Origin of the sequence: Microbacterium sp. AR7-10 (genome assembly GCF_001878835.1) — a bacterium.
In the GTDB taxonomy this organism is placed as follows: domain Bacteria; phylum Actinomycetota; class Actinomycetes; order Actinomycetales; family Microbacteriaceae; genus Microbacterium; species Microbacterium commune.
Window position 1 is genome coordinate 26,686 of record NZ_MJIR01000057.1, and the last position, 17,983, is coordinate 44,668.

At 71.6% G+C, this 17,983-nt stretch carries 20 protein-coding genes; 7 read left to right on the forward strand and 13 right to left on the reverse strand.

Translation table 11 applies throughout. The features are described from left to right. Nucleotides 1–981: an SRPBCC family protein gene (locus BFN01_RS07550; RefSeq protein ID WP_071643228.1), complete on the forward strand. Its 981-nt coding sequence runs from the start codon at nucleotides 1–3 to the stop codon at nucleotides 979–981. A 21-nt stretch (nucleotides 982–1,002) separates the two neighbouring features. Here BFN01_RS07550 and BFN01_RS07555 read toward each other — a convergent pair whose 3' ends face one another. From BFN01_RS07555 to alr, 3 genes are read right to left on the reverse strand one after another with little or no spacing between them, the layout of a single operon-like run. Continuing rightward, complete coding sequence (locus BFN01_RS07555; protein WP_071643230.1) at nucleotides 1,003–1,386, reverse strand: DoxX family membrane protein; 384 nt, start codon at nucleotides 1,384–1,386, stop codon at nucleotides 1,003–1,005. Beyond that, the gene (locus tag BFN01_RS07560; protein ID WP_071643232.1) at nucleotides 1,383–2,429 is read right to left on the reverse strand and encodes a hypothetical protein; all 1,047 of its coding nucleotides are present in this window, start codon (nucleotides 2,427–2,429) and stop codon (nucleotides 1,383–1,385) included. Before BFN01_RS07560 ends, BFN01_RS07555 begins: the two co-directional genes overlap by 4 nt. After that, entirely contained in the window at nucleotides 2,426–3,589 is a 1,164-nt protein-coding gene (alr, locus tag BFN01_RS07565) for an alanine racemase (protein WP_177243830.1), read from the reverse strand. The genes BFN01_RS07560 and alr overlap by 4 nt, the downstream gene beginning before the upstream one ends. Nucleotides 3,590–3,768: 179 nt before the next feature. Between alr and BFN01_RS07570 the strand changes: the two genes are divergently transcribed. Then, nucleotides 3,769–4,800, forward strand: a complete 1,032-nt coding sequence (locus tag BFN01_RS07570; RefSeq protein WP_071643234.1) for a mechanosensitive ion channel family protein — start codon at nucleotides 3,769–3,771, stop codon at nucleotides 4,798–4,800. A gap of 3 nt (nucleotides 4,801–4,803) precedes the next feature. On the opposite strand, the gene BFN01_RS07575 is transcribed toward BFN01_RS07570, so the two are convergent. Beyond that, nucleotides 4,804–5,184, reverse strand: coding sequence for a hypothetical protein (locus BFN01_RS07575; RefSeq protein WP_071643236.1), 381 nt, complete (start codon nucleotides 5,182–5,184; stop codon nucleotides 4,804–4,806). A 45-nt stretch (nucleotides 5,185–5,229) separates the two neighbouring features. After that, nucleotides 5,230–5,940 (reverse strand): ribonuclease H, encoded by a 711-nt coding sequence (locus BFN01_RS07580; RefSeq protein ID WP_071643238.1) that lies wholly within the window; start codon nucleotides 5,938–5,940, stop codon nucleotides 5,230–5,232. Between the two features lie 54 nt (nucleotides 5,941–5,994). Between BFN01_RS07580 and BFN01_RS07585 the strand changes: the two genes are divergently transcribed. Further along, the gene (locus BFN01_RS07585; RefSeq protein WP_071643240.1) at nucleotides 5,995–6,303 is read left to right on the forward strand and encodes a hypothetical protein; all 309 of its coding nucleotides are present in this window, start codon (nucleotides 5,995–5,997) and stop codon (nucleotides 6,301–6,303) included. Nucleotides 6,304–6,325: 22 nt separating this feature from the next. Here BFN01_RS07585 and BFN01_RS07590 read toward each other — a convergent pair whose 3' ends face one another. The 4 genes from BFN01_RS07590 to BFN01_RS07605 are packed head-to-tail and all read right to left on the reverse strand — an operon-like array spanning nucleotide 6,326 to nucleotide 8,924. Further along, the gene (locus tag BFN01_RS07590) at nucleotides 6,326–6,556 is read right to left on the reverse strand and encodes a hypothetical protein (protein WP_071643242.1); all 231 of its coding nucleotides are present in this window, start codon (nucleotides 6,554–6,556) and stop codon (nucleotides 6,326–6,328) included. A 39-nt stretch (nucleotides 6,557–6,595) separates the two neighbouring features. Then, the gene (locus BFN01_RS07595) at nucleotides 6,596–7,498 is read right to left on the reverse strand and encodes a VOC family protein (RefSeq protein WP_071643244.1); all 903 of its coding nucleotides are present in this window, start codon (nucleotides 7,496–7,498) and stop codon (nucleotides 6,596–6,598) included. A gap of 18 nt (nucleotides 7,499–7,516) precedes the next feature. Next, complete coding sequence (locus BFN01_RS07600; protein WP_083428705.1) at nucleotides 7,517–7,870, reverse strand: protealysin inhibitor emfourin; 354 nt, start codon at nucleotides 7,868–7,870, stop codon at nucleotides 7,517–7,519. Beyond that, complete coding sequence (locus BFN01_RS07605; protein WP_071643246.1) at nucleotides 7,845–8,924, reverse strand: M4 family metallopeptidase; 1,080 nt, start codon at nucleotides 8,922–8,924, stop codon at nucleotides 7,845–7,847. The genes BFN01_RS07600 and BFN01_RS07605 overlap by 26 nt, the downstream gene beginning before the upstream one ends. Before the next feature lie 68 nt (nucleotides 8,925–8,992). Here BFN01_RS07605 and BFN01_RS07610 point away from each other — a divergent pair, with 68 nt between their 5' ends. Continuing rightward, nucleotides 8,993–10,501 carry an SDR family NAD(P)-dependent oxidoreductase gene (locus tag BFN01_RS07610; protein ID WP_071643248.1) on the forward strand — a complete coding sequence of 503 codons (1,509 nt, stop codon included), beginning with the start codon at nucleotides 8,993–8,995 and terminating at the stop codon, nucleotides 10,499–10,501. 49 nt (nucleotides 10,502–10,550) lie between these two features. On the opposite strand, the gene BFN01_RS07615 is transcribed toward BFN01_RS07610, so the two are convergent. The 4 genes from BFN01_RS07615 to BFN01_RS07630 are packed head-to-tail and all read right to left on the reverse strand — an operon-like array spanning nucleotide 10,551 to nucleotide 14,663. Then, nucleotides 10,551–11,396, reverse strand: coding sequence for a galactosyltransferase-related protein (locus tag BFN01_RS07615; protein ID WP_071643250.1), 846 nt, complete (start codon nucleotides 11,394–11,396; stop codon nucleotides 10,551–10,553). After that, nucleotides 11,393–12,406, reverse strand: coding sequence for a glycosyltransferase (locus tag BFN01_RS07620; protein ID WP_071643252.1), 1,014 nt, complete (start codon nucleotides 12,404–12,406; stop codon nucleotides 11,393–11,395). The genes BFN01_RS07615 and BFN01_RS07620 overlap by 4 nt, the downstream gene beginning before the upstream one ends. Further along, a complete protein-coding gene (locus BFN01_RS07625) occupies nucleotides 12,403–13,551 on the reverse strand; it encodes a glycosyltransferase (RefSeq protein ID WP_071643254.1) in 1,149 nt (382 codons plus the stop codon). The genes BFN01_RS07620 and BFN01_RS07625 overlap by 4 nt, the downstream gene beginning before the upstream one ends. Continuing rightward, a complete protein-coding gene (locus BFN01_RS07630; RefSeq protein ID WP_083428706.1) occupies nucleotides 13,548–14,663 on the reverse strand; it encodes a glycosyltransferase family 4 protein in 1,116 nt (371 codons plus the stop codon). The genes BFN01_RS07625 and BFN01_RS07630 overlap by 4 nt, the downstream gene beginning before the upstream one ends. Before the next feature lie 62 nt (nucleotides 14,664–14,725). On the opposite strand from BFN01_RS07630, the gene BFN01_RS07635 reads away from it, so the two are divergent. Genes BFN01_RS07635 through BFN01_RS07645 form a run of 3 tightly spaced genes read left to right on the forward strand, consistent with a single transcriptional unit; the run spans nucleotide 14,726 to nucleotide 17,972 of the window. Then, nucleotides 14,726–15,655 carry a WcbI family polysaccharide biosynthesis putative acetyltransferase gene (locus BFN01_RS07635; protein ID WP_071643258.1) on the forward strand — a complete coding sequence of 310 codons (930 nt, stop codon included), beginning with the start codon at nucleotides 14,726–14,728 and terminating at the stop codon, nucleotides 15,653–15,655. Then, nucleotides 15,652–16,623 carry a hypothetical protein gene (locus tag BFN01_RS07640; RefSeq protein ID WP_071643260.1) on the forward strand — a complete coding sequence of 324 codons (972 nt, stop codon included), beginning with the start codon at nucleotides 15,652–15,654 and terminating at the stop codon, nucleotides 16,621–16,623. Before BFN01_RS07635 ends, BFN01_RS07640 begins: the two co-directional genes overlap by 4 nt. Beyond that, on the forward strand, nucleotides 16,620–17,972 hold the full coding sequence (locus BFN01_RS07645) for a glycosyltransferase family 2 protein (RefSeq protein ID WP_071643262.1): 1,353 nt from the start codon (nucleotides 16,620–16,622) through the stop codon (nucleotides 17,970–17,972). Before BFN01_RS07640 ends, BFN01_RS07645 begins: the two co-directional genes overlap by 4 nt. Nucleotides 17,973–17,983: the final 11 nt, after the last annotated feature.

Sequence of the window (17,983 nt, forward strand, 5' to 3'; positions counted from 1 at the left end):
ATGCCTGTCACCGACATCATCACCGACAACGAGAGCCTGACGATGACCGTGATCGCCGATCTCGCCGCACCCGTCGAGCGCGTCTGGGCCGCCTACAGCGACTCCGAGCAGCTCGGCCGGTTCTGGGGCCCGCCGAGGGCGCCGCCGACCTTCACGTCGTGGAACCACGAGGTCGGCGGGCGCGCCACCTACACGATGCACGGACCGCGCGGCGAAAAGGCATCCGGGTACTGGGAGTTCCTCGCCATCGATCAGCCGCACCGCTTCGAGGTGCTCGACGGCTTCGCCGACGAGCAGGGCAACCCGAACGACGACCTTCCCGCGATGCGCATGGAGTTCACCTTCGAGCCCACCGCCACCGGCACCCGGATGCGCAACACCAGCCACTTCGCCTCACTCGAGGCGCTCGAGCAGATCGTCGCGATGGGCGCCGTCGAGGGCACGCGTCTGGCGATGTCGCAGCTGGATGCCGTTCTGCACGACCTCCGCGACTACGCCCAGGGCAAAGGCACCCGTGTCGAGATGCTCGACGACACCCACGTGCGGATCACCCGCCTCGTCGAGAGCCCGCGCGAGCTGGTCTGGCGAGCCCACACCGAGCCCGATCTCATCAGACAGTGGATGCTGGGCCCCGACGGCTGGGAGATGACGGAGTGCACCGTCGGAAACGAGCCAGGCGAGAGCTACCGCAACTCGTGGGCACCCATCGGTGACACCGAGGGCGAGCCGTTCGGCTTCGAAGGCGAGACGCTGCTCGTCGACGCCCCGCGCCGCGCGGTGACGACCGAGCGGATGCAGGGCACCGACGGCCCCGAGACACTGAACGACCTGAACCTGTACGAGGAGGACGGCGCGACCCTGATCACGGTGCTCATCGAGTACCCCGACAAGGAGACCCGCGACATGATCCTCGCCACCGGCATGGCCGACGGCATGGAGGCCTCGTACCAGCGGCTCGAATCCGCCGTCCTCACCGCCTGACCGGATCAGGGGCGGGCTCGATCAGCCGCGGCGGGTGCTCCACAGCGCGAGCCACACGAGCACCGGCTGGAAGAACAGTCGCGCGAAGCGCTTCATGTCGGTGTCGAGCCCGAACCCGTCACGGTGGTGCGTCCACTGCGACACGTTGCCGGGGAAGATCGCGACGAAGAACAGGGCGGTCAGCACTCCGACCAGCCGTCGACGGCGCCACGCGAACAGCAGCGCGGTGCCGAGACCGACCTCGACCGCACCCGACGCCACCACCGTGGTGTCTGGGTCGAGCGGCACCCAGTCGGGCACCTGCGCCTGGAACTCCTTGCGCGCGACGGTGAGGTGGCTGACCCCGGCGAAGGTGAGGAATCCGCCGAGGGCGATACGGGCGAGCATGCGAGCGGGAGACGTCATGCCCCGATGGTACGCGCCGTGTGGAAACCGAGGCCCGCCCGCCGATCGTCGCCCGAGCGTCCGGATGCCCGAGCTGCCCTGCGCACGAGACCGTCGAGCAGCTCGTCGTAGGGGGTGCCCGCCGCGCTGACCAGGCGGGGGAAGTGGGACTCGCGTCGCAGTCCGGGCATCGTGTTGATCTCGTTGAGGACGACCTCGTCTGCCGTCACGAAGAAGTCGATCCGCGCCAGCCCCGCCACTCCCACGGCGTCCGCCACGTCCAGCGCCGCGGCCTGCAGCTGCTGCAGCACGGGCGCGGGAAACGCGGCGGGGATCTCCAGCCAGCCGCCCGCGCCGGCGTACTTGTGGTCGTAGCTGAACGCGGTCTCCCCGTCGGGCAGGTGCACGAGGGAGCCGCCGGTGGCCTGCAACCCGTGAGCGCTTCCGCTCCACACCCCGACGCTCACCTCGGCTCCGCGGACCAGCGGCTGCAGAAGCACCACCGGGTCGAGCGCGAAGGCGACCCCGAGCGCTGCCCGCAGCTCGTGCAGTGACGACACCACGGCGACTCCCACGCTCGATCCGCCCGCATCGGGCTTCACGATCAAGGGCCAGTCCGCGACGCGGGCGAGAGCGGAGGTGAGCAGATCGGGGTCGGCGAGATACGACGACCGGTGCAGCACCCTGGTGGGGATCGTCGGCACGCCGCGGCGGGCGGCTGCGCGCGCCGTGGCGAGCTTCGACATGCCGATCCGGCAGGCGGCCGCAGAGCATCCGACATGGCGGATGCCTCTGATCTCGAGCTCGTGCTGCAGCCCGCCGTTCTCGCCCCACCCACCGTGCAGCACGGGGAAGACGACGTCGTCGGGTTCGAGCTCGTCGAGGATGTCGGCGGCGGTGAAGGCGGTGTCCACGCTCTCCATCCACCACATGCCCCCTCGATCGATCCGGATCGGCATCACGCGATGGTGGGCGGAGAGGGACTCCGCGACGTCGGCGCCGGATGCCAGCGAGACCTCGTGCTCGGTGCTGTCGCCGCCGGACAGGACGATGACCCGGCTCACGCGCCGACCTCCACCCGAGCGACGCGCGGACCGATCGCCGTCAGCACCTCTTGCGGGATCGTGCCCACCGCAGATGACCATTCCGCCAGAGACGGCTCTCCCCGAGCCGGATCGCCCAGCAGGATCACCCGGTCGCCCGCGGTCACCGGGGCGTCGCCCACGTCGATCACCGACTGGTCCATCGAGACAGCGCCGATGAGAGGACAGCGCCGCCCGCCGACGGTCACCGTCATCGCGCGCCCACCTCCGGATGAGCGGCGCGAGATGCCGTCGGCATAGCCCACCGGGATCAGCGCCAGCCGGGTCGCCGACGTGATCGTGGTCTGCCCGTAGCCCACGCTCTCGCCGGCGCACACGTCGCGCGTCTGGCTCACCCGCGTCTGCCACCTCGCCACCGGAGCGAGACCCAGTGGTCGCTCGGGCGTCGGCTCGACGCCGAAGAGGCTGGCTCCGAGCCGCACCAGATCGAGATGGGTCCGCGGGTCCACTGCCGCGGGGAGAGACGCGGCCGCGTGCCTGCGCACGCGCAGCCCCGCCGCCCTGACGAGGGCGACGGCGTCGTCGAGGTGCGCCAACGGCGCGGTGAACTGCGCGGGTGTCGTGCCGGAGAGGTGGGTCCACACCCCGACGACCCGCAGCAGACCGGATGCCGAGGCCGTTGCCGCCGCCTCGAACAGGCGCGCCCACTCCGCACGCGGAGCGCCGGAGCGGTTCATGCCGGTCTCCACCTCGATCTCCACCTCGGCCGCGACGCCGAGCGCGCCCGCTGCGGCGACGATGCGTCCCAGCTGGGGTACGGATGTCGGCGACAGGCGCACGCCGGCGGCGACCGCCGCTCGCACGGGGGCGTCGTCGTGCAGCATCCACGCCAGGATCGGTGCATCGATGCCCGCCCGTCGTAGCTCGATCCCCTCGGCGCATGTCGCGACGCCCAGCTCCGTCGCGCCTCCCGCTAGGGCCGCGCGAGCCGCGCGTGCGGCGCCGAGGCCGAACCCGCCGGCCTTGACAACGGCCATGACGGGCGTGGCGCACACCTCGCGCATGCGCGAGGTATTCGCCTGGATCGCCGCGGTCGACACCGCGACGATGGAGGGACTCGACCCCGTCGCGGTCGCGGTGGGAAGCGCTGCGGGGTCGATTTCGGAGAGGACTGCTGGCATGCTCCCAGTCCACGTGATCGCCGATATCCGACGCATCGGCGCAGCGGCGTACTCGCGTCATCCGCTCGGATGATCTCGCCCGACGCCGACGCCGACGCCGACGCCGACGCCGACGCCGACGACGCCGACCGGTCACCGGCCACACAGCTTCGCAACCGGACGCCGCCTACGGTTGAAGGATGCTCGATTGGACCTCGTGGACCGGAACCGCCATCGCCGTCGGCATCGCCCTGGTGGCCGCGATCGCCGCCGTACTCGCCCCGCACACCATCGCGTCGCTGCTGGGCCGCAGGGCCACCTGGATGCGCGACCTCTCGCACCGCGCGCGGCGCCCGTGGGCGGTGGTCGTGCTCATCGTCGCGCTCTGGATCGCCGCATCCGTCACGCAGCCCGCGCGTGAGGAATGGTGGCCGGCGGTCTCGCACGTGCTGCTGATCGGCACGATCCTCGCCGGGGCCTGGCTGCTCGGCACGGTCACCTCGTTCGCGTTCGAAGGTCTGCTCACCCGCGAGAAGACGACGTTCACGGGTGCCGACCTGCGCCGCCGTCGCACGCAGATCCTCATCATCCAGCGGCTCACGGTCGTGCTCATCGCGGTGATCGCGGTGGGGATGGCACTGTTCTCGTTCCCCTCGCTGCGCGTGGTGGGCACCAGCGTGCTCGCGTCGGCAGGCATCGTCTCGGTGATCGCGGGACTCGCGGCGCAATCGATCTTCGGCAACCTCATCGCCGGCATCCAGATCGCCTTCACCGACTCGATCCGGGTGGGCGACGTCGTCGTCATCAACGGCGAGTTCGGCCGGATCGGCGAGCTGAACCTCTCGTACGTGGTCGTCTACGTCTGGGATGAGCGGCGCCTGGTCATCCCGTGCAGCTACTTCACGACCAACGTCATCGAGACGTGGACCCGCCGCTCGGATGCCATCCTCGGCACCGTCTACCTCGACCTCGACTGGCGGGTGCCGATGGATGCCGTGCGCGCCAAGTTCGACGAGATCATGGATGCCTCCGACGCCTGGGACCGCCGCAGCAGCGGCGTGGTGGTCACCGACTCGCAGGGCGGCTTCGTCACCGTGCGCTGCACCGTCTCGGCCAAGGACTCCGACGATCTGTGGACGCTGCGCTGCGCCGTCCGCGAGCAGATGATGACCTGGCTGCAGCAGGAGCATCCTGACGCCCTGCCGCGCACGCGCGTCTCGCTCGAGAGCTGAGCGTCAGTCGCGGGTCGCCCACAGGGCCAGCAGCACCAGCACCGGCTGCAGGAACAGGCGCCCGAACCGCTTCATCTCGGTGTCGAGTCCGGGGGCGCTGCGGTGATGCGTCCACTGCGACACGTTGCCGGGGAACACGGCGATGAAGAACAGCGCGACGAGCTGCCCGACGCCGCGTCGGCTCCGGCGGGCGAGCAGCAGCGCGGCCCCAAGCGCGATCTCGGCCCAGCCGGATGCGACGACCGTGGCATCCGGATCACCCGGCACCCACTCGGGCACCGCGACGCGGAACCCGCGCCGCGCGAACGTGAGATGCGCCGCCCCGGTGAACAGCAGCAGCCCGCCGAGAGCGGAGCGGGTGATCGTCTGCGGAACGGATGCCATTCCGCGAGTGTACGCAGGCAGCGTCCGCTGTCGGGTCGCGCGAGCTCAGATCAGTCGGCGCAGCGCCTCTTCGAGGGAGATGCCCTGCGCGTCGGCGCGTTCGCGCAGCCGCGCGTGCTCGGTCGCGGTCAGCGAGACGGTGAGCTCGAGCGGGGCGGATTCCGCGGACTCGTCGAGTCCGTCGAGCAGATCCGCGGGCTCGGCCCAGAGCAGGGCGGCATCCTGCTCAGGGCGCGACGGAATCGAGGCGGAGACCGCCATCGCGCCGGCGAGTGCGGCCCCGGCATCCGACGCCGAGACGAAGCCGGGGCCACGACGCGGCTCCTGCTTCTGCTGATACGCCTTCGCGGCGGCGTTCGCGCGCTCGTCGGCGGCTTCGTTCAGCGGATGCCCGGCGTGTCCCTTCACCCACGTGAACTCGACGTCGCGGCCGCGCATCGCCTCATCGATGCCCTCGAGCAGCTCGCGGTTCAGCACCGGGCCGCCGTCGGACTTGCGCCAGCCGCGGCGCTTCCATCCCGGCATCCACTTGGTCACCGAGTCGATGACGTAGCGCGAATCGCACTCGATGACGAGCTTCTCGTCGACACCGGCGGTGGCGCGCAGCAGCTCGAGCACCGCCTGCAGCTCGCCCTGGTTGTTGGTGCCGTGCGGTGAGCCACCCGCGGCCCAGCGGTCGTCGTCGATGTACCAGGCCCAGCCGTTCGGACCCGGATTGCCGAGGGCGGAGCCATCGGCGGCGGCGGTGATCGTCATCCTTCCACCGTACGGCGTCGGTGGGACACAGCCCGAAGTCGGTACGCTCGAGGAGTGACCGGATTCGCGCTGAAGACCGTGATCATCGTGGTCGTGATCGCGCTGGTCGTGATCGTCATCGCGCGCATGTTCCACCGGCCGAGCCCCCAGACGTCGCGGTCGTCGGTCGCCACGCGACGGATACCTCTGCTCGCCTGGCTGGGAGCCGCGGTGCTGCTCACAGTGGGATTCCTCCTCGCGCTGGTGTCGTTCACCTCGCGCTACACCGACGAGCTGCTGCCTCTGCGGATCGCCGCTGTGGCGGCGCTGCTGGCCGGCGGCGTCGTGCTGTTCGTCGCTTCGCGGCGCGCCCGCAGGCGCTGAGCGCTGCTGACGGGTCGGCCGGCTACTCGCCTGCGTCCGGGACGTCCGCTGCGTCCGCCGGGGCGGCCGCCTCGGGCGCCGGCGCCTTCACGGGGAGGACGATCGTGGAGTACTGGGCGCTGAGCCCGACATCCAGCAGATCGAGCGACGGCGCCTCGTCGAGCCGCTCGGTCGGGTTCGTCTCGTCGAGCGGCTCACCGGGCAGTGCGGCCCACGCGCTGGGCTCCTGCGGCTTCTGTGTGAACAGTCCCATGTTCCTTATCCTCATCCGCCTCCGGCCCGGGGGTCGACCTCAGAAGTCGGCGATGACCAGCTTCTTCATCCCCAGCATGCGCTGATAGGCCCCGGGCTTCGCCAGCAGCTCGTCCATGTTCTGGGGCACGACCTGCCAGCTCACGCCGTACCGGTCGACCAGCCAGCCGCACTGCTCGGCATCCGGCACCGCCGACAGAGCGTTCCAGAAGTGGTCGATCTCGGCCTGGTCCGCGCAGCGGATCTCGAGCGAGACACCGGGGGTGAAGCCGAAGTCGTGCCGCACGTTCGAGTCCATGAACGAGAACCACTGCTCGCCGATGCGGAACTCGCCGAACATGATGCTGCCGGCCGCGGCCGTGCCGGAGGCCTGCTCGTACGCGACGACGGTGCCGTACGCGGTGTCGTCGAACAGCGAGAGGTAGAGATCGACGGCCTCGCGCGCCCTGTCCTGCACGTCACCCGAGAACATGATCTGCGTGATCACGAACGGACGCGGGTCGCCGGTCGGGTCGGTCAGCATCAGCTGCCAGCTGACACCGAATCTGTCCTGCACCCAGCCGTAGTGCGGGCTGAACGGGTACTCGCCGAGCGGCATGAGCGCCTGTCCGCCGTCAGACAGCGCAGCCCAGGTCTCATCGAGTGCGGTGCGCGCGGCATCGGCGTCGCCGTCGAACATCAGCGGGTCGAAGTTGAGCATGAACGAGATCGACGGAGTCGGACGGACAGTGTCATCGGAGTTGATCATCGTGATCCGGAACCCGGCGACGTCGAGGTCGACGACGACCGGCTCGCCCTCGAGGCCCTTCTGGAAATCGGGCAGCTCGTCGGGGTAGTGCATCGCGACGTGCGCGCTCGTCCGCGGCAGCGCCGTCGTGTAGAACTCGCCGGCCTCACCCGCGTTTCCGGCGAACCAGATGTTGGGAACGATCTTCTGCGTCATCTTAACTCCATCGTGCTGTCAGTGCTCGTCTTCGTCAGTGCCGGCATCGGCGCCGCGCACCGCGTCGACGAGCTCACGCCACGCGCCCTCGAGCCGCGTGTCGGGAACGACCTGCTCGAGCTGCTTGTCGCGCAGGCGGGCGTGGATGCTCCACACGTATCGATCGGCGCCACGGGCATCCGGATCGAGATGCTCTTCCCACGGACAGCGATCGACGAGCTCGATCCAGGTCGGCGCCTGCTCGGGTGCCGGTTCCGCCCGCCAGCGGCGGCGGAGCCCGGCGATGCCGCCACTGCGCACCACCGCAACGACGATGCGATCCTGCGCATCGTCCGTTCCCGCACCGTCAGCGGGGGTTTCGATCTCGTGCATCCTCGATCACTCCGACCGCGATCCACGCGTCGCGGACCGCTGACTCCACGGTAGACCCGATGCCGCTCGCCGCGGCGATCGTCTTCTCGGCGAACTCGGTGAAATCGGCCGTCGACGACAGATCGCCGATGAGCGCGCGATACCAGGCGAGTCCCGCGCCCTGCCACGCGTGCCCGCCGATCGCGGTCGCCGCCAGCGCGAAGGCGCGGTTCGGGATGCCGGAGTTGATGTGCACGCCGCCGTTGTCCTCCACGGTCTGCACGTAGTCGCGCATGTGCGCCGGCTGCGGGTCCTTGCCCAGCTCATCGTCGTCGTACGCGGTGCCCGGCTCGAGCATCGAGCGCAGAGCACGCCCCTGCACGGCATCCGTGAAGATGCCCTCGCCGACCAGCCACGACGCCTGATCGGCGGTCTGGCCGAGCAGATGCTGCTCGGTGAGCGCGCCCAGCACATCGGCGATCGACTCGTTGAGCGCGCCGGACTGGTCGCGGTAGACGAGCCCGGCCGTGCTCTGGATCACCCCGTGGCCCAGCTCGTGGCCGATGACCGAGACCGACCGGGTGAAGCCGACGAACACCTCGCCGTCCCCGTCGCCGAACACCATGCGCGAGCCGTCCCAGAATGCGTTGTCGTAGTCCTCGCCGTAGTGCACGGTCGCGTTGAGAGGCGCCCCCGCGCCGTCGAGCGAATCGCGCTCGAACGCGTCGAGCAGCATCTGGAAGGTCGCACCCAGACCGTCGAACGCCTCGTTGACCGTGTCGTCGGCCACCGGCTCGTCGTCTTCGGCGCGCACGATGAGCCCAGGCAGGGTCTCGGTGTTCTGCGCATCGAAGATCGTGCGGGTGGGGGCGGCCGCCACCTCGGCGACGAGATCACCGTTCTCATCGATCGACAGCTCGAGCGCCGCGTGGAACGCCGGTCGGCCCGCGATGAGCGTCTGCCGTGCGGCCTGGGCGGCGTGCGGGTAGCGCTCGGATCTCGCCAGGTGCGCCAGCAGGTAACCGGGGACGATGCCCTGGTGAACGGACGTGTATGCAGCATCGAAGGTGCTCATGTGCCGACCCTACGCCGGGGTGCGGACAACGCCCAGGGGTCTCAGCCGGGCCGCGTAGAATCGGCCCAATGACCGATGCCCCCTCGCTGCCCGCCTCCGGCATCGACCCCGACGACCTCGCCACCACCCTCCGGGTGCTCGCATCGCTCGACGAGGTCGATCAGCAGCATCCGGACTACCTGGCCGTCCGCCGTGCCACCGCCAACATGTTCAAGGCCGTCAAGCGCGCGCGTCGCAAGGAGATCCGGGATGCCATCGCCGAGGCCGACAAGGCCGTCGTCGCGCGCACCGCGACCGGCGCCCCCGACCGCATCGATGACGAGACGCGCGGCCTCGACCTGGAGTCCAGCGTCGTCGACGCCCCGATCGCCGGCGAGCTGCTCAAGCCCCGCAACTGCTACATCTGCAAGCAGCCGTACACGCTCGTCGACGCGTTCTACCACCAGCTCTGCCCCGAGTGCGCCCGCTTCAGCCACGGCAAGCGCAACGCCCGCACCGACCTCACCGGTAAGCGCGCCCTGCTCACCGGCGGGCGGGCGAAGATCGGCATGCACATCGCGCTGCGGCTGCTGCGCGACGGCGCGCACCTGACCATCACGACCCGCTTCCCGCGCGACGCGGTGCGACGGTTCTCGTCGTTGCCGGACGCCTCGGACTGGCTGCACCGGCTGCGCGTCGTCGGCATCGACCTGCGCGACCCCGCCCAGGTGATCGGCCTCGCCGACTCGGTCGCGGCCCAGGGGCCGCTCGACATCCTCATCAACAACGCCGCGCAGACCGTGCGGCGCTCGCCGGGGGCGTACTCGCTGCTGGCGGATGCCGAACTGCAGCCGCTGCCCGACGGCCCGCTGCCCGAGATGGAGACCTTCGGGCACACCGCCGACCCGCATCCGCAGGCGCTGCAGGCCTCGGTCGACGCGCACCCGCTGCTGTCGGTCGCGGCGCTGGGCGGCACGGTCGCCGAGCAGGGTGGACAGGCGCTCACGGCGGAGGACCTCGCACGTCTCGCCATGGCGCCCGGTTCGTCGTCGCTCGTCAAGCACGCCGACGGCACGGCTATCGACGCGGGTGGGCTGGTGCCCGACGTCAACCGGGTGAACAGCTGGGTGCAGTCGGTCGAGCAGGTCGATCCGCTCGAGATGCTCGAGGTGCAGCTGTGCAACACCACCGCGCCCTTCCTGCTGATCAGCCGGCTGCGCGCGTCGATGGCCGCGTCGAGCGCCCGGCGCAAGTACATCGTCAACGTCTCGGCGATGGAGGGGCAGTTCTCGCGCCGGTACAAGGGGCCGGGGCATCCGCACACCAACATGGCCAAGGCCGCGCTGAACATGCTCACCCGCACGAGTGCCGGCGAGATGCTCGAGACCGACGGCATCCTGATGACCGCCGTCGACACCGGCTGGATCACCGACGAGCGCCCGCACTTCACGAAGGTGCGCCTGGCTGAGGAGGGCTTCCACGCCCCGCTCGACCTCGTCGACGGCGCCGCACGCGTGTACGACCCGATCGTGCAGGGAGAGGCAGGCGTCGACCTGCAGGGCGTGTTCCTGAAGGACTACCGGCCCAGCCCCTGGTGACCCGGCGGAGCGGTTGTGCAGGCGCGGCGGACTGGGCGAGAACGCGGCGTCACGGCTCCTGGACTGCCGGGGCGCGCACGGTCCGGCGGTATCCGCCCTCGTGAGGTTCGACCGCCCCCGCCGCGACGAACGCGTCGATCCAGCCGCCCATCGGCCACTCGCCCCACCGCTCGGCGAACAGGGCGCCGTTGCGCAGGATGTCGTCGAGGTGGCGCCACGGCGGAGTGCCGGCCGGATGCCACTGGTGATAGGCGTGTGCACCGCCGACCCAGTGCAGACCGATGCCCAGCGAGCGGGCTCGCCGGCCCAGGTCGGTGTCTTCCGCGCCGTACCCCTCGTACCTCTCGTCGAAGCCGCCCAGCCGCGCCCACGTCGCAGGCGTCACCGCGAACGACAGCGACCAGAACAGGTCGTACTCGGCCGGACCCGCGGTCTCGACGACGCCGGTCGCCGGGTTCGGGCGCACCGGATGGGGTCGGGTCATCGCATCCAGCTCTTCGGCGGATGACGGCCGCTGCACGCTCTCCAGGTACGTGACCGGCCCGCACAGCAGACCGTCGGGGTGCGACCGCGCCGCCTCGACGTACCGGGCGAGCACCTCGGGCCCCGGCAGGCAGTCCACGTCGAGGAACACGAGCAGATCGACGCCCTGAGCGACCGCCAGCTCGGCAGCGGCGTTGCGAGCGGCGCCGACGCGCATGCCGTCGCGCCCGGGCGGAACATGCACGTGCAGGGCGCCGTCGAACGGGGGCGGGGGCTCGCTGTCGAGCCACGCCTCGATGCGCACCACCTCGTGCTCGGGCCGCGCGACTGCGTCGAGGAAACGACGCTGGCGGTGCAGGTGCGCGAGGCGATTCTGCGACGCGGGCGTGATCACACCGATCCGTGCGGTCATGAGGCGACCTCCTGTATGGCGTGGGCCGCCCGGGCTGCGGCGCCACGGGCACCCCAGCCGGTCCAGTCCGGGGTCGAGGCGGCGGCCCGCTCGACGAGCGCGGCGATGTGCTCCGGCGACGAGTCGGCGGGCGCCGTGTGGGCGAAGCCGGCGGACTGCAGCACGCGCGCGGTGTGCTCCTGCTCGCCGAACGGCCTGTCCTGGGGCAGCACCACCGCGCGTGCCCCGGCGGCAGCCAGGTCGGCCACGCCGTTCAGGCCGGCGGCGCTGACCACCACGGTCGCCCGGCAGAGCATCGGCCACACGTCGTCGACCCGATCGTCGTCGCGCGCGCCGGCGGTCTCGACCATCCAGCCCCGCGCGGTCAGCTGCTCGGTGGTCTGCTCGAGCTGCGGCGGATCGAGGGTGCGGCTGAGGAAGAGCACGCGGCGCGCGTCTCCGTCGGCGCCCGCGTGCCGATCCCGCCCGTCGTGCCGCGAGATCGCCCCGACGTGACGCACCCGCTCGCGGCGGTCCGACAGCTCCGCCGCATCGAAGAGGCCCTCGGCCCACGGCGCGACGATGCGATCCGCCAGGTCGTGGCCGAGACGGTGCGGGGCGTCAGAGCGATCGCCGGGCTGGGCGAACACCACGGTCGGCACGCCCAGAAGCCGCACGAAGGCGGTGACCTCGACGCTGACGTCGACGACGAACGCCGAGACCGGGGTGCGGGCGATCCAGTCGGCGATCATCGCCAGTCGCGTCTGATGTCCGTCGTGTCCGATCGGCGCCCAGTGCAGCGCGCCGCCGGCGGTGACGTCGCCGAGCTCGTGCGCCTCGCGGCGGATTCCGTCGGCCCCTACGACAGGATCGGCGTCGGCGGGCAGGCGGATCCACGTGGTGCCGCTGTCGAGCGTCGCCGGGGCGGGGAGGCTCGAGAACACGGTGACGTCCTCGTCGAGGTGGCGCCGGATCGCCTGCGTCCGGGTGCGGTGTCCCCATCCGTGGTGGTGCACGTACCAGCCGATCATGCGCCGACCGCCTCCGCGACCCTCGCCTCGTCCACGAGCGCGGCCGGGGTCTGGGCGGCGATGCCGAGCACGCGCTCCACCTCGCGATGACGCCGGGCGAGCGAATGCCGGGCGGATGCCGCAGCGCGAACCCGATCACGGAATGCGCCCGACGCCGACTCGGCGGCGAGGCTGACGGCGGCCCGAGCAAGGGCGCTCACATCGCGGGCGCGCACGACAGCGCATCCGGGCAGCCCGGCGAGCACTTCGCGCGCCCCGCCGGCATCGAACGCGACGACCGGCGTGCCGGTCATCAGCGCCTCGGCCAGCACCAGACCGAACGGTTCCGACCAGACCGGGGTGACCAGCGCGACCGACGACGCGCCGACCAGGGCGCACAGCTCGGGCTGACGCAGCGGTCCGACGTACTCCGCGCCGTCACCCAGGAGCGGCGCGACCTCACGGTCGAAATACACCGGGTCGCCGATGCGACCGGCGATCCGGATGCGTGCACCGGCGAGCAGTGCGGCTCTGATCGCGAGGTGCGGTGCCTTCTCGGGCACGATGCGGCCGAACCACACCCAGTGATCCCCGCCCGCTCCTCGTCGCCATTCGGTGCTGTCGACGCCGTTGGGGAAGACGAAGGCGTCCACGCCCTCCGCGGACCACGAGCGGGCGGTGTACTGGCTGACCGCGAGAAAGCGATGCGGGGCCGACGACGGCAGTGATCGCGCGGCGCGCACCATGTCGGGGAGGGGCGGCGTGTGCAGGGTCGTCACGACCGGAACGCCCAGGTCGCGACTCCACAGGATCGGGTCGCCGTGCAGGCTGTGGTTGTCGACGACGTCGACGCCGTCGAGCGGGTCGGTCAGTCGCGAGCGCACGCGTGCGAAGGCATCCGCCATCCGCCCGCGGTGGCCGGCCGGGTTCTCCGTGTCGGACGCGTCGTGCGTGCGATGCCAGCGCGGGCTCGGCAGGTGCAGGTCGGGGTCGGAGCCGAGGAAATCCGACCCGGCGGCGGCGCACAGGTCGACGCGGTGTCCGCGTCGGCGCAGCCACCGCACCCGATTCCACACCACCGCCTCGAGCCCACCCGCATGCGGCTGGCGCAGAGCATGCCGTTCGGGCGCGACGACCAGCACGCGCAGGCGCTGACCCGCGCTCACGCCTGCACTCCGGCGATGACGTCGCGGTAGAGGCGGGCGTGCGCGTCGCGCACGGCGCGTCTCTGATCGCGTCGCTGCGCACGCCGGCTCGCGACCACCTCGTCTGCCGACGGGGAGTCGTCGCGGGCCCACGTCACCGCGGCGGCCACCGTTCGCGGATCGTCGAGATCGACCACGCGGAAATCGGACGGATGCTGCGACCGGATGTGTCCGACGTCCGTTCCGGCCACCCGAACGCCCAGGTCGTAGCAGAGCTCGACCCATCCGGAGTGCGTTCCGTGCCGGTAGGGCAGCACGAAAAGATCGAGCCCGCCGAGCCACTGCTCGATCTCCGCATCGGTGAGATACGGCGTCCGCCGCACCCGCACGGCGGCATGCCCGTCGGCTGCGGCGACCACTCGCTCGGCGGTGCGATCGTCGCGCACGTTCTCGTTCAGCAGCACCTCGATCTCGACCGCCGGGCCCGACCGCTCGAGCAGCCGCGCGGCGTGCACCGCCGCGCGGACCGCGTTCTCCGCGTCGATGTTCGGGCGCAGGTCGCGCAGGTGGATGCCGACGCGCACGGTCTCGCCGTCGGTGACGCGTCCGGGGTCTGCGGCCTCGTCGAGAAGCGTCGGGTGGGCGAGCACCACGCTCGAGCGACCCCACCGACGCTCGATCTCCGCAGCGGCAGACGGCGTGAGTGTGATCAGTCGATCGGCGGCCGGGACGATCACGTCGAGCAGCGCTCGGTACGGATCCTGATCGACGATCTGCGGATTGTCGAGGTCATGCACCGTGAACACCACAGGGCGGCCCGCGCGGGCGGCCGCATCGAGACCGTCGCGCAGCTCATCCGCCGGGAACGACTCCAACCCGAAGTGCACGTGCAGCACGTCGAACTCGGCGGCGTTCTCGCTGAGCCATCGCGCGGTCATCGCGACCGGTGGCCACCACTGCTCGGGCGGGGCGCCCGGCACCGGAGGGTCGGGCAGCAGCGCGACCCGGTGCGGATCGGTGATGGCCTGGATGTAGGGGTGGACGGACGGGATGGAGGCGACCCGGATGGGCGCGGAGGCTGTACCGATGGTTCCTCCTCGAGTGGCTGAGCGGTCTGAGTGCGCAGATCGCAGGGATGGATGCGTGAAAAATCAACGGGGTCAAGCGGAAAAAGACAGAGGTATACCTTCGAAGCATGGACCCCTCCTCTCCCGACGTCACCACCGTTGCGCCCGCCGAGGCGGCGGTGCTAGGACGGCGTCGGCACTACGGGGAGTTCTACGGTCTGGCCCCTCTGCCCGAGAGCTTCGGCGTCGTGCTCGGCAACTGCCAGGCCGAGTCGCTGCGGCTCGTGATCGACACCGCGGATCGCCGCTTCATCCGAACCCCGCCGGTGCACGAGCTGACGGCCGACGATGCGCGGCGTCTGCACGACGTGGTGGCGGCCGCGCACACGGTGGTCACCCAGCCGGTGCGCGACGACTACCACGACCTGCCTCTCGGCACGCGCCAGGTGGCCGCGGCGACCTCGGCTCGGGTGCTCACGGTGCCGCCCGTGCGGTTCGCGGGGCTGCATCCGTTCCAGGCGGCGATCCGGGTGCCGGGGATCGATGAGGATCCGCCGGTCGTGGCGTACCACGACGTGCGCACCCTCGCGACGGCCGCCGGACTGCCGGTGTCGTCGTCCCTGCCGCCGGATGCCGTGCGGGCCGTCGCCCGCTCGTCTGTCGAGGTTCTGCGCGCGCGCGAAGCGGTGACCGACATCCCGGTCTCCGACCTCTTCGACACGGTCACGGCCGACCACATGCGCACGGTGAACCACCCCGGGAACGCGGTCTGGATGCCGCTCGGCGCCCGCATCCTCGAGGCGCTGGGCGCGGCAGACGGACCGGTCGACCCCGGACGTCCGCTGCTCGACTCGGTGCGCGCCCCGCTCGCCCCGGAGGTGGTCGAGGCATGGGGGCTGGCCGAGGAACCGCGTGCGGAGTGGATCGTGGAGGGACGGATCGTCGACGACGCGGCGGTGCGCGATGCCCACCTGGCCTGGTACGCCGCTCATCCCGAGTTCGTCGCCGCAGCCGTCGAGCGTCTGGCGCCGCTGCTGACCGTCTGGCGCACGGCATGACCGGCACGCCCCTGCTGCTCGTGCACCCCGGCGACCATGGCGTCGCCGTGTACGCCCGTGACATGGCGGCCGCGGTCGGCGCGCTCGGGGACGCGCGCACCGTCGACGCGGGCGAGGTCGGGCAGCTGCCGGAGGGAACGGCCGTGCACGCGCACTTCACCGACCGGCTCTGGGGCGCGTCGCCCGAGGATGCCTCTCGCGTGTTCGCCGATCTCGCGTCCCGCGTGCGCCTGAGTGTGACCCTGCACGACGTGCCGCAGGCATCCGACGGAGAGCAGAACCGGACCCGACGCCGGGCGGCGTACGCGCGGGTGGCGGCCGCGGCCCGCGCCGTCGTCGTGAACAGCGAGCACGAGCGGGCGCTGCTGCGCGAGGAGGACGTGTGGTCGGGTGCGGTCTCCGTCATCCCCCTGCCCGTCGAGCTCGAGGCGGATGCCGGGAGGGGCCGCCCGGACGGATCCATCGGCGTGCTCGGCTTCTTCTACCCGGGCAAGGGGCACGACGAGGCGGCGGATGCGGCGGCCGCGGCGGGGATCAGCAGGCTCACCGTGCTCGGGCGCGCGTCGGACGGGCATGCGGCCGAGCTCGAGACCTTCGTGCGGCGCGCGGCCGGCCTCGGCGTCGAGGTCGAGGTCACGGGGTGGCTGGATGACGACGAGATCGCCCGACGCGGCCGAGCGGTGAGCGTGCCGGTGATCGCGCACCGGCACATCTCGGCATCCGGCTCGCTGGCCTCATGGATCGGCTGGGGCCGACGCCCGGTCGCGGTGCGCAACCGCTACATCGATGAGATGGCGGCGCTGCGCCCCGGCACGATCACCGCCGTCGCCGAGGGCGACCTGGCCGGCGCGCTGCGGCACGCGATCGCGCACCCCGACACGACCTGGCACGGGCTCGCGCGCCTGCCCCTCTCGCGCGCCGACGTGGCGACGGCGTACCTGCGGCTGTGGGACGGACTGGACTCGTGACGGCGCAGGGGTCCGCCGGAAGGCAGGGGTCCGCCGGAAGGCAGGGGTTCGCCGGACGGCAGTGGGTCGTCGGCAACCGGTGGGACTCGTTCGACGGCATCCAGCCCGACCCGCTGCCCCGGGTGTCGGTGATCGTCTCGCACTACGATCAGCCCGCGGAGCTCGCCCGCACCCTGCACGCGCTCGCTGCGCAGGACTACCCGCCGCAGCTGCTGGAGGTCATCGTCGCCGACGACGGATCGCCCGGTGAGGTCGACGTGCCCGACGACGTGATCCTCGTGCGTCAGGACGATCAGGGGTTCCGCCTCGCGGCCGTGCGCAACCTCGGCGTGCGCGCGAGCACCGGCGAGGCGCTGTGCTTCCTCGATGCCGACACGTCGCCGGAGCCCGGGTACGTGCGCGCGCTCAGCAGGCTCCCCGCGCTGCTGCCCGAAGCCGTCGTCGTGGGACGCCGCCGGCATGCCGACTTCTCGGGCATCCCGCCGGAGGTGCCGGTGACCGAGGCCGCCGCCGGGCGAGACTTGCCGGAACCCGTCTGGCTGGCGGAGGGGTACGTGCGCAGCCGAGCTCTGCTCGACGCCGACGACCGGTCGTACCGGTTCGTGATCGGCGCGGTCATCGGCTGCTCGCGCAGCCTGTTCGATGAGGTCGGCGGATTCGACGAGACGTTCACGTCGTACGGCGGCGAGGACTGGGAGTGGGCGCACCGCATGTGGCAGGCGGGTGCGGTGTTCGCTCACGTTCCCGACGCGGTCGCCTGGCACGACGGCCCGGAGTGGGCCGACCGCGAGGGGTCGGGGATGGATCGGGCCAACGCCCAGACCCTGCGGATGCAGTCGTCCATCCCGGTGCCGGGCTCGTCGCCGCGGGCGCTGTGGCCCGGTGCCGCGGACCTCGTGGTTCGCATGCGCGGAGAGCACTCCCCGGCGGCACTGTTCGTCATGGCGGATTCGCTGTTCGCGGCGTTCCCGCGCGCCCGGCTGCTGCTCGACGACATCCCCGCGGCGCTCGATGAGGACCCTCGCGTCGCTCCGGCGCGCGACGACGTCGACGCCAGGGTCGTCTGGGAGATGAGCCGTCCCGTCGTCGTGCTCGATGCGACGTGGATCGTCGACCTCGTGCACGGCCTCGGCACCGGCGACGTGGGCACGGTCCAGCTCGTCGACGACGACGGCTCGTCGCTCGGGTCGCTGCGCGCCCGGAGGGCGGCCCGTCGAGCCGAACGGTGGGGTCACGAGGATGGGTTCCGGACTCGGCGGATGACGGCCGTCGGGACGCACGCGCTGAGACCCGACCCGCGGGTGGAAGCGTGGGTCGGCGGGTGGGGCGGCGTCGAGTCGTTCCGCTGACGGGTCGCGCC

What these genes read in the sequence shown, in the direction of transcription:
- BFN01_RS07595 (WP_071643244.1), bottom strand. Translation starts at nt 7,498, where the DNA reads ATGACGCAGAAGATCGTTCCCAACATCTGGTTCGCCGGAAACGCGGGT.
- BFN01_RS07635 (WP_071643258.1), top strand. Translation starts at nt 14,726, where the DNA reads ATGGACCCCTCCTCTCCCGACGTCACCACCGTTGCGCCCGCCGAGGCG.
- BFN01_RS07610 (WP_071643248.1), top strand. Translation starts at nt 8,993, where the DNA reads ATGACCGATGCCCCCTCGCTGCCCGCCTCCGGCATCGACCCCGACGAC.
- BFN01_RS07550 (WP_071643228.1), top strand. Translation starts at nt 1, where the DNA reads ATGCCTGTCACCGACATCATCACCGACAACGAGAGCCTGACGATGACC.
- BFN01_RS07620 (WP_071643252.1), bottom strand. Translation starts at nt 12,406, where the DNA reads ATGATCGGCTGGTACGTGCACCACCACGGATGGGGACACCGCACCCGG.
- BFN01_RS07590 (WP_071643242.1), bottom strand. Translation starts at nt 6,556, where the DNA reads ATGGGACTGTTCACACAGAAGCCGCAGGAGCCCAGCGCGTGGGCCGCA.
- BFN01_RS07600 (WP_083428705.1), bottom strand. Translation starts at nt 7,870, where the DNA reads ATGCACGAGATCGAAACCCCCGCTGACGGTGCGGGAACGGACGATGCG.
- BFN01_RS07580 (WP_071643238.1), bottom strand. Translation starts at nt 5,940, where the DNA reads ATGACGATCACCGCCGCCGCCGATGGCTCCGCCCTCGGCAATCCGGGT.
- BFN01_RS07615 (WP_071643250.1), bottom strand. Translation starts at nt 11,396, where the DNA reads ATGACCGCACGGATCGGTGTGATCACGCCCGCGTCGCAGAATCGCCTC.
- BFN01_RS07640 (WP_071643260.1), top strand. Translation starts at nt 15,652, where the DNA reads ATGACCGGCACGCCCCTGCTGCTCGTGCACCCCGGCGACCATGGCGTC.
- BFN01_RS07605 (WP_071643246.1), bottom strand. Translation starts at nt 8,924, where the DNA reads ATGAGCACCTTCGATGCTGCATACACGTCCGTTCACCAGGGCATCGTC.
- BFN01_RS07555 (WP_071643230.1), bottom strand. Translation starts at nt 1,386, where the DNA reads ATGACGTCTCCCGCTCGCATGCTCGCCCGTATCGCCCTCGGCGGATTC.
- BFN01_RS07575 (WP_071643236.1), bottom strand. Translation starts at nt 5,184, where the DNA reads ATGGCATCCGTTCCGCAGACGATCACCCGCTCCGCTCTCGGCGGGCTG.
- BFN01_RS07570 (WP_071643234.1), top strand. Translation starts at nt 3,769, where the DNA reads ATGCTCGATTGGACCTCGTGGACCGGAACCGCCATCGCCGTCGGCATC.
- alr (WP_177243830.1), bottom strand. Translation starts at nt 3,589, where the DNA reads ATGCCAGCAGTCCTCTCCGAAATCGACCCCGCAGCGCTTCCCACCGCG.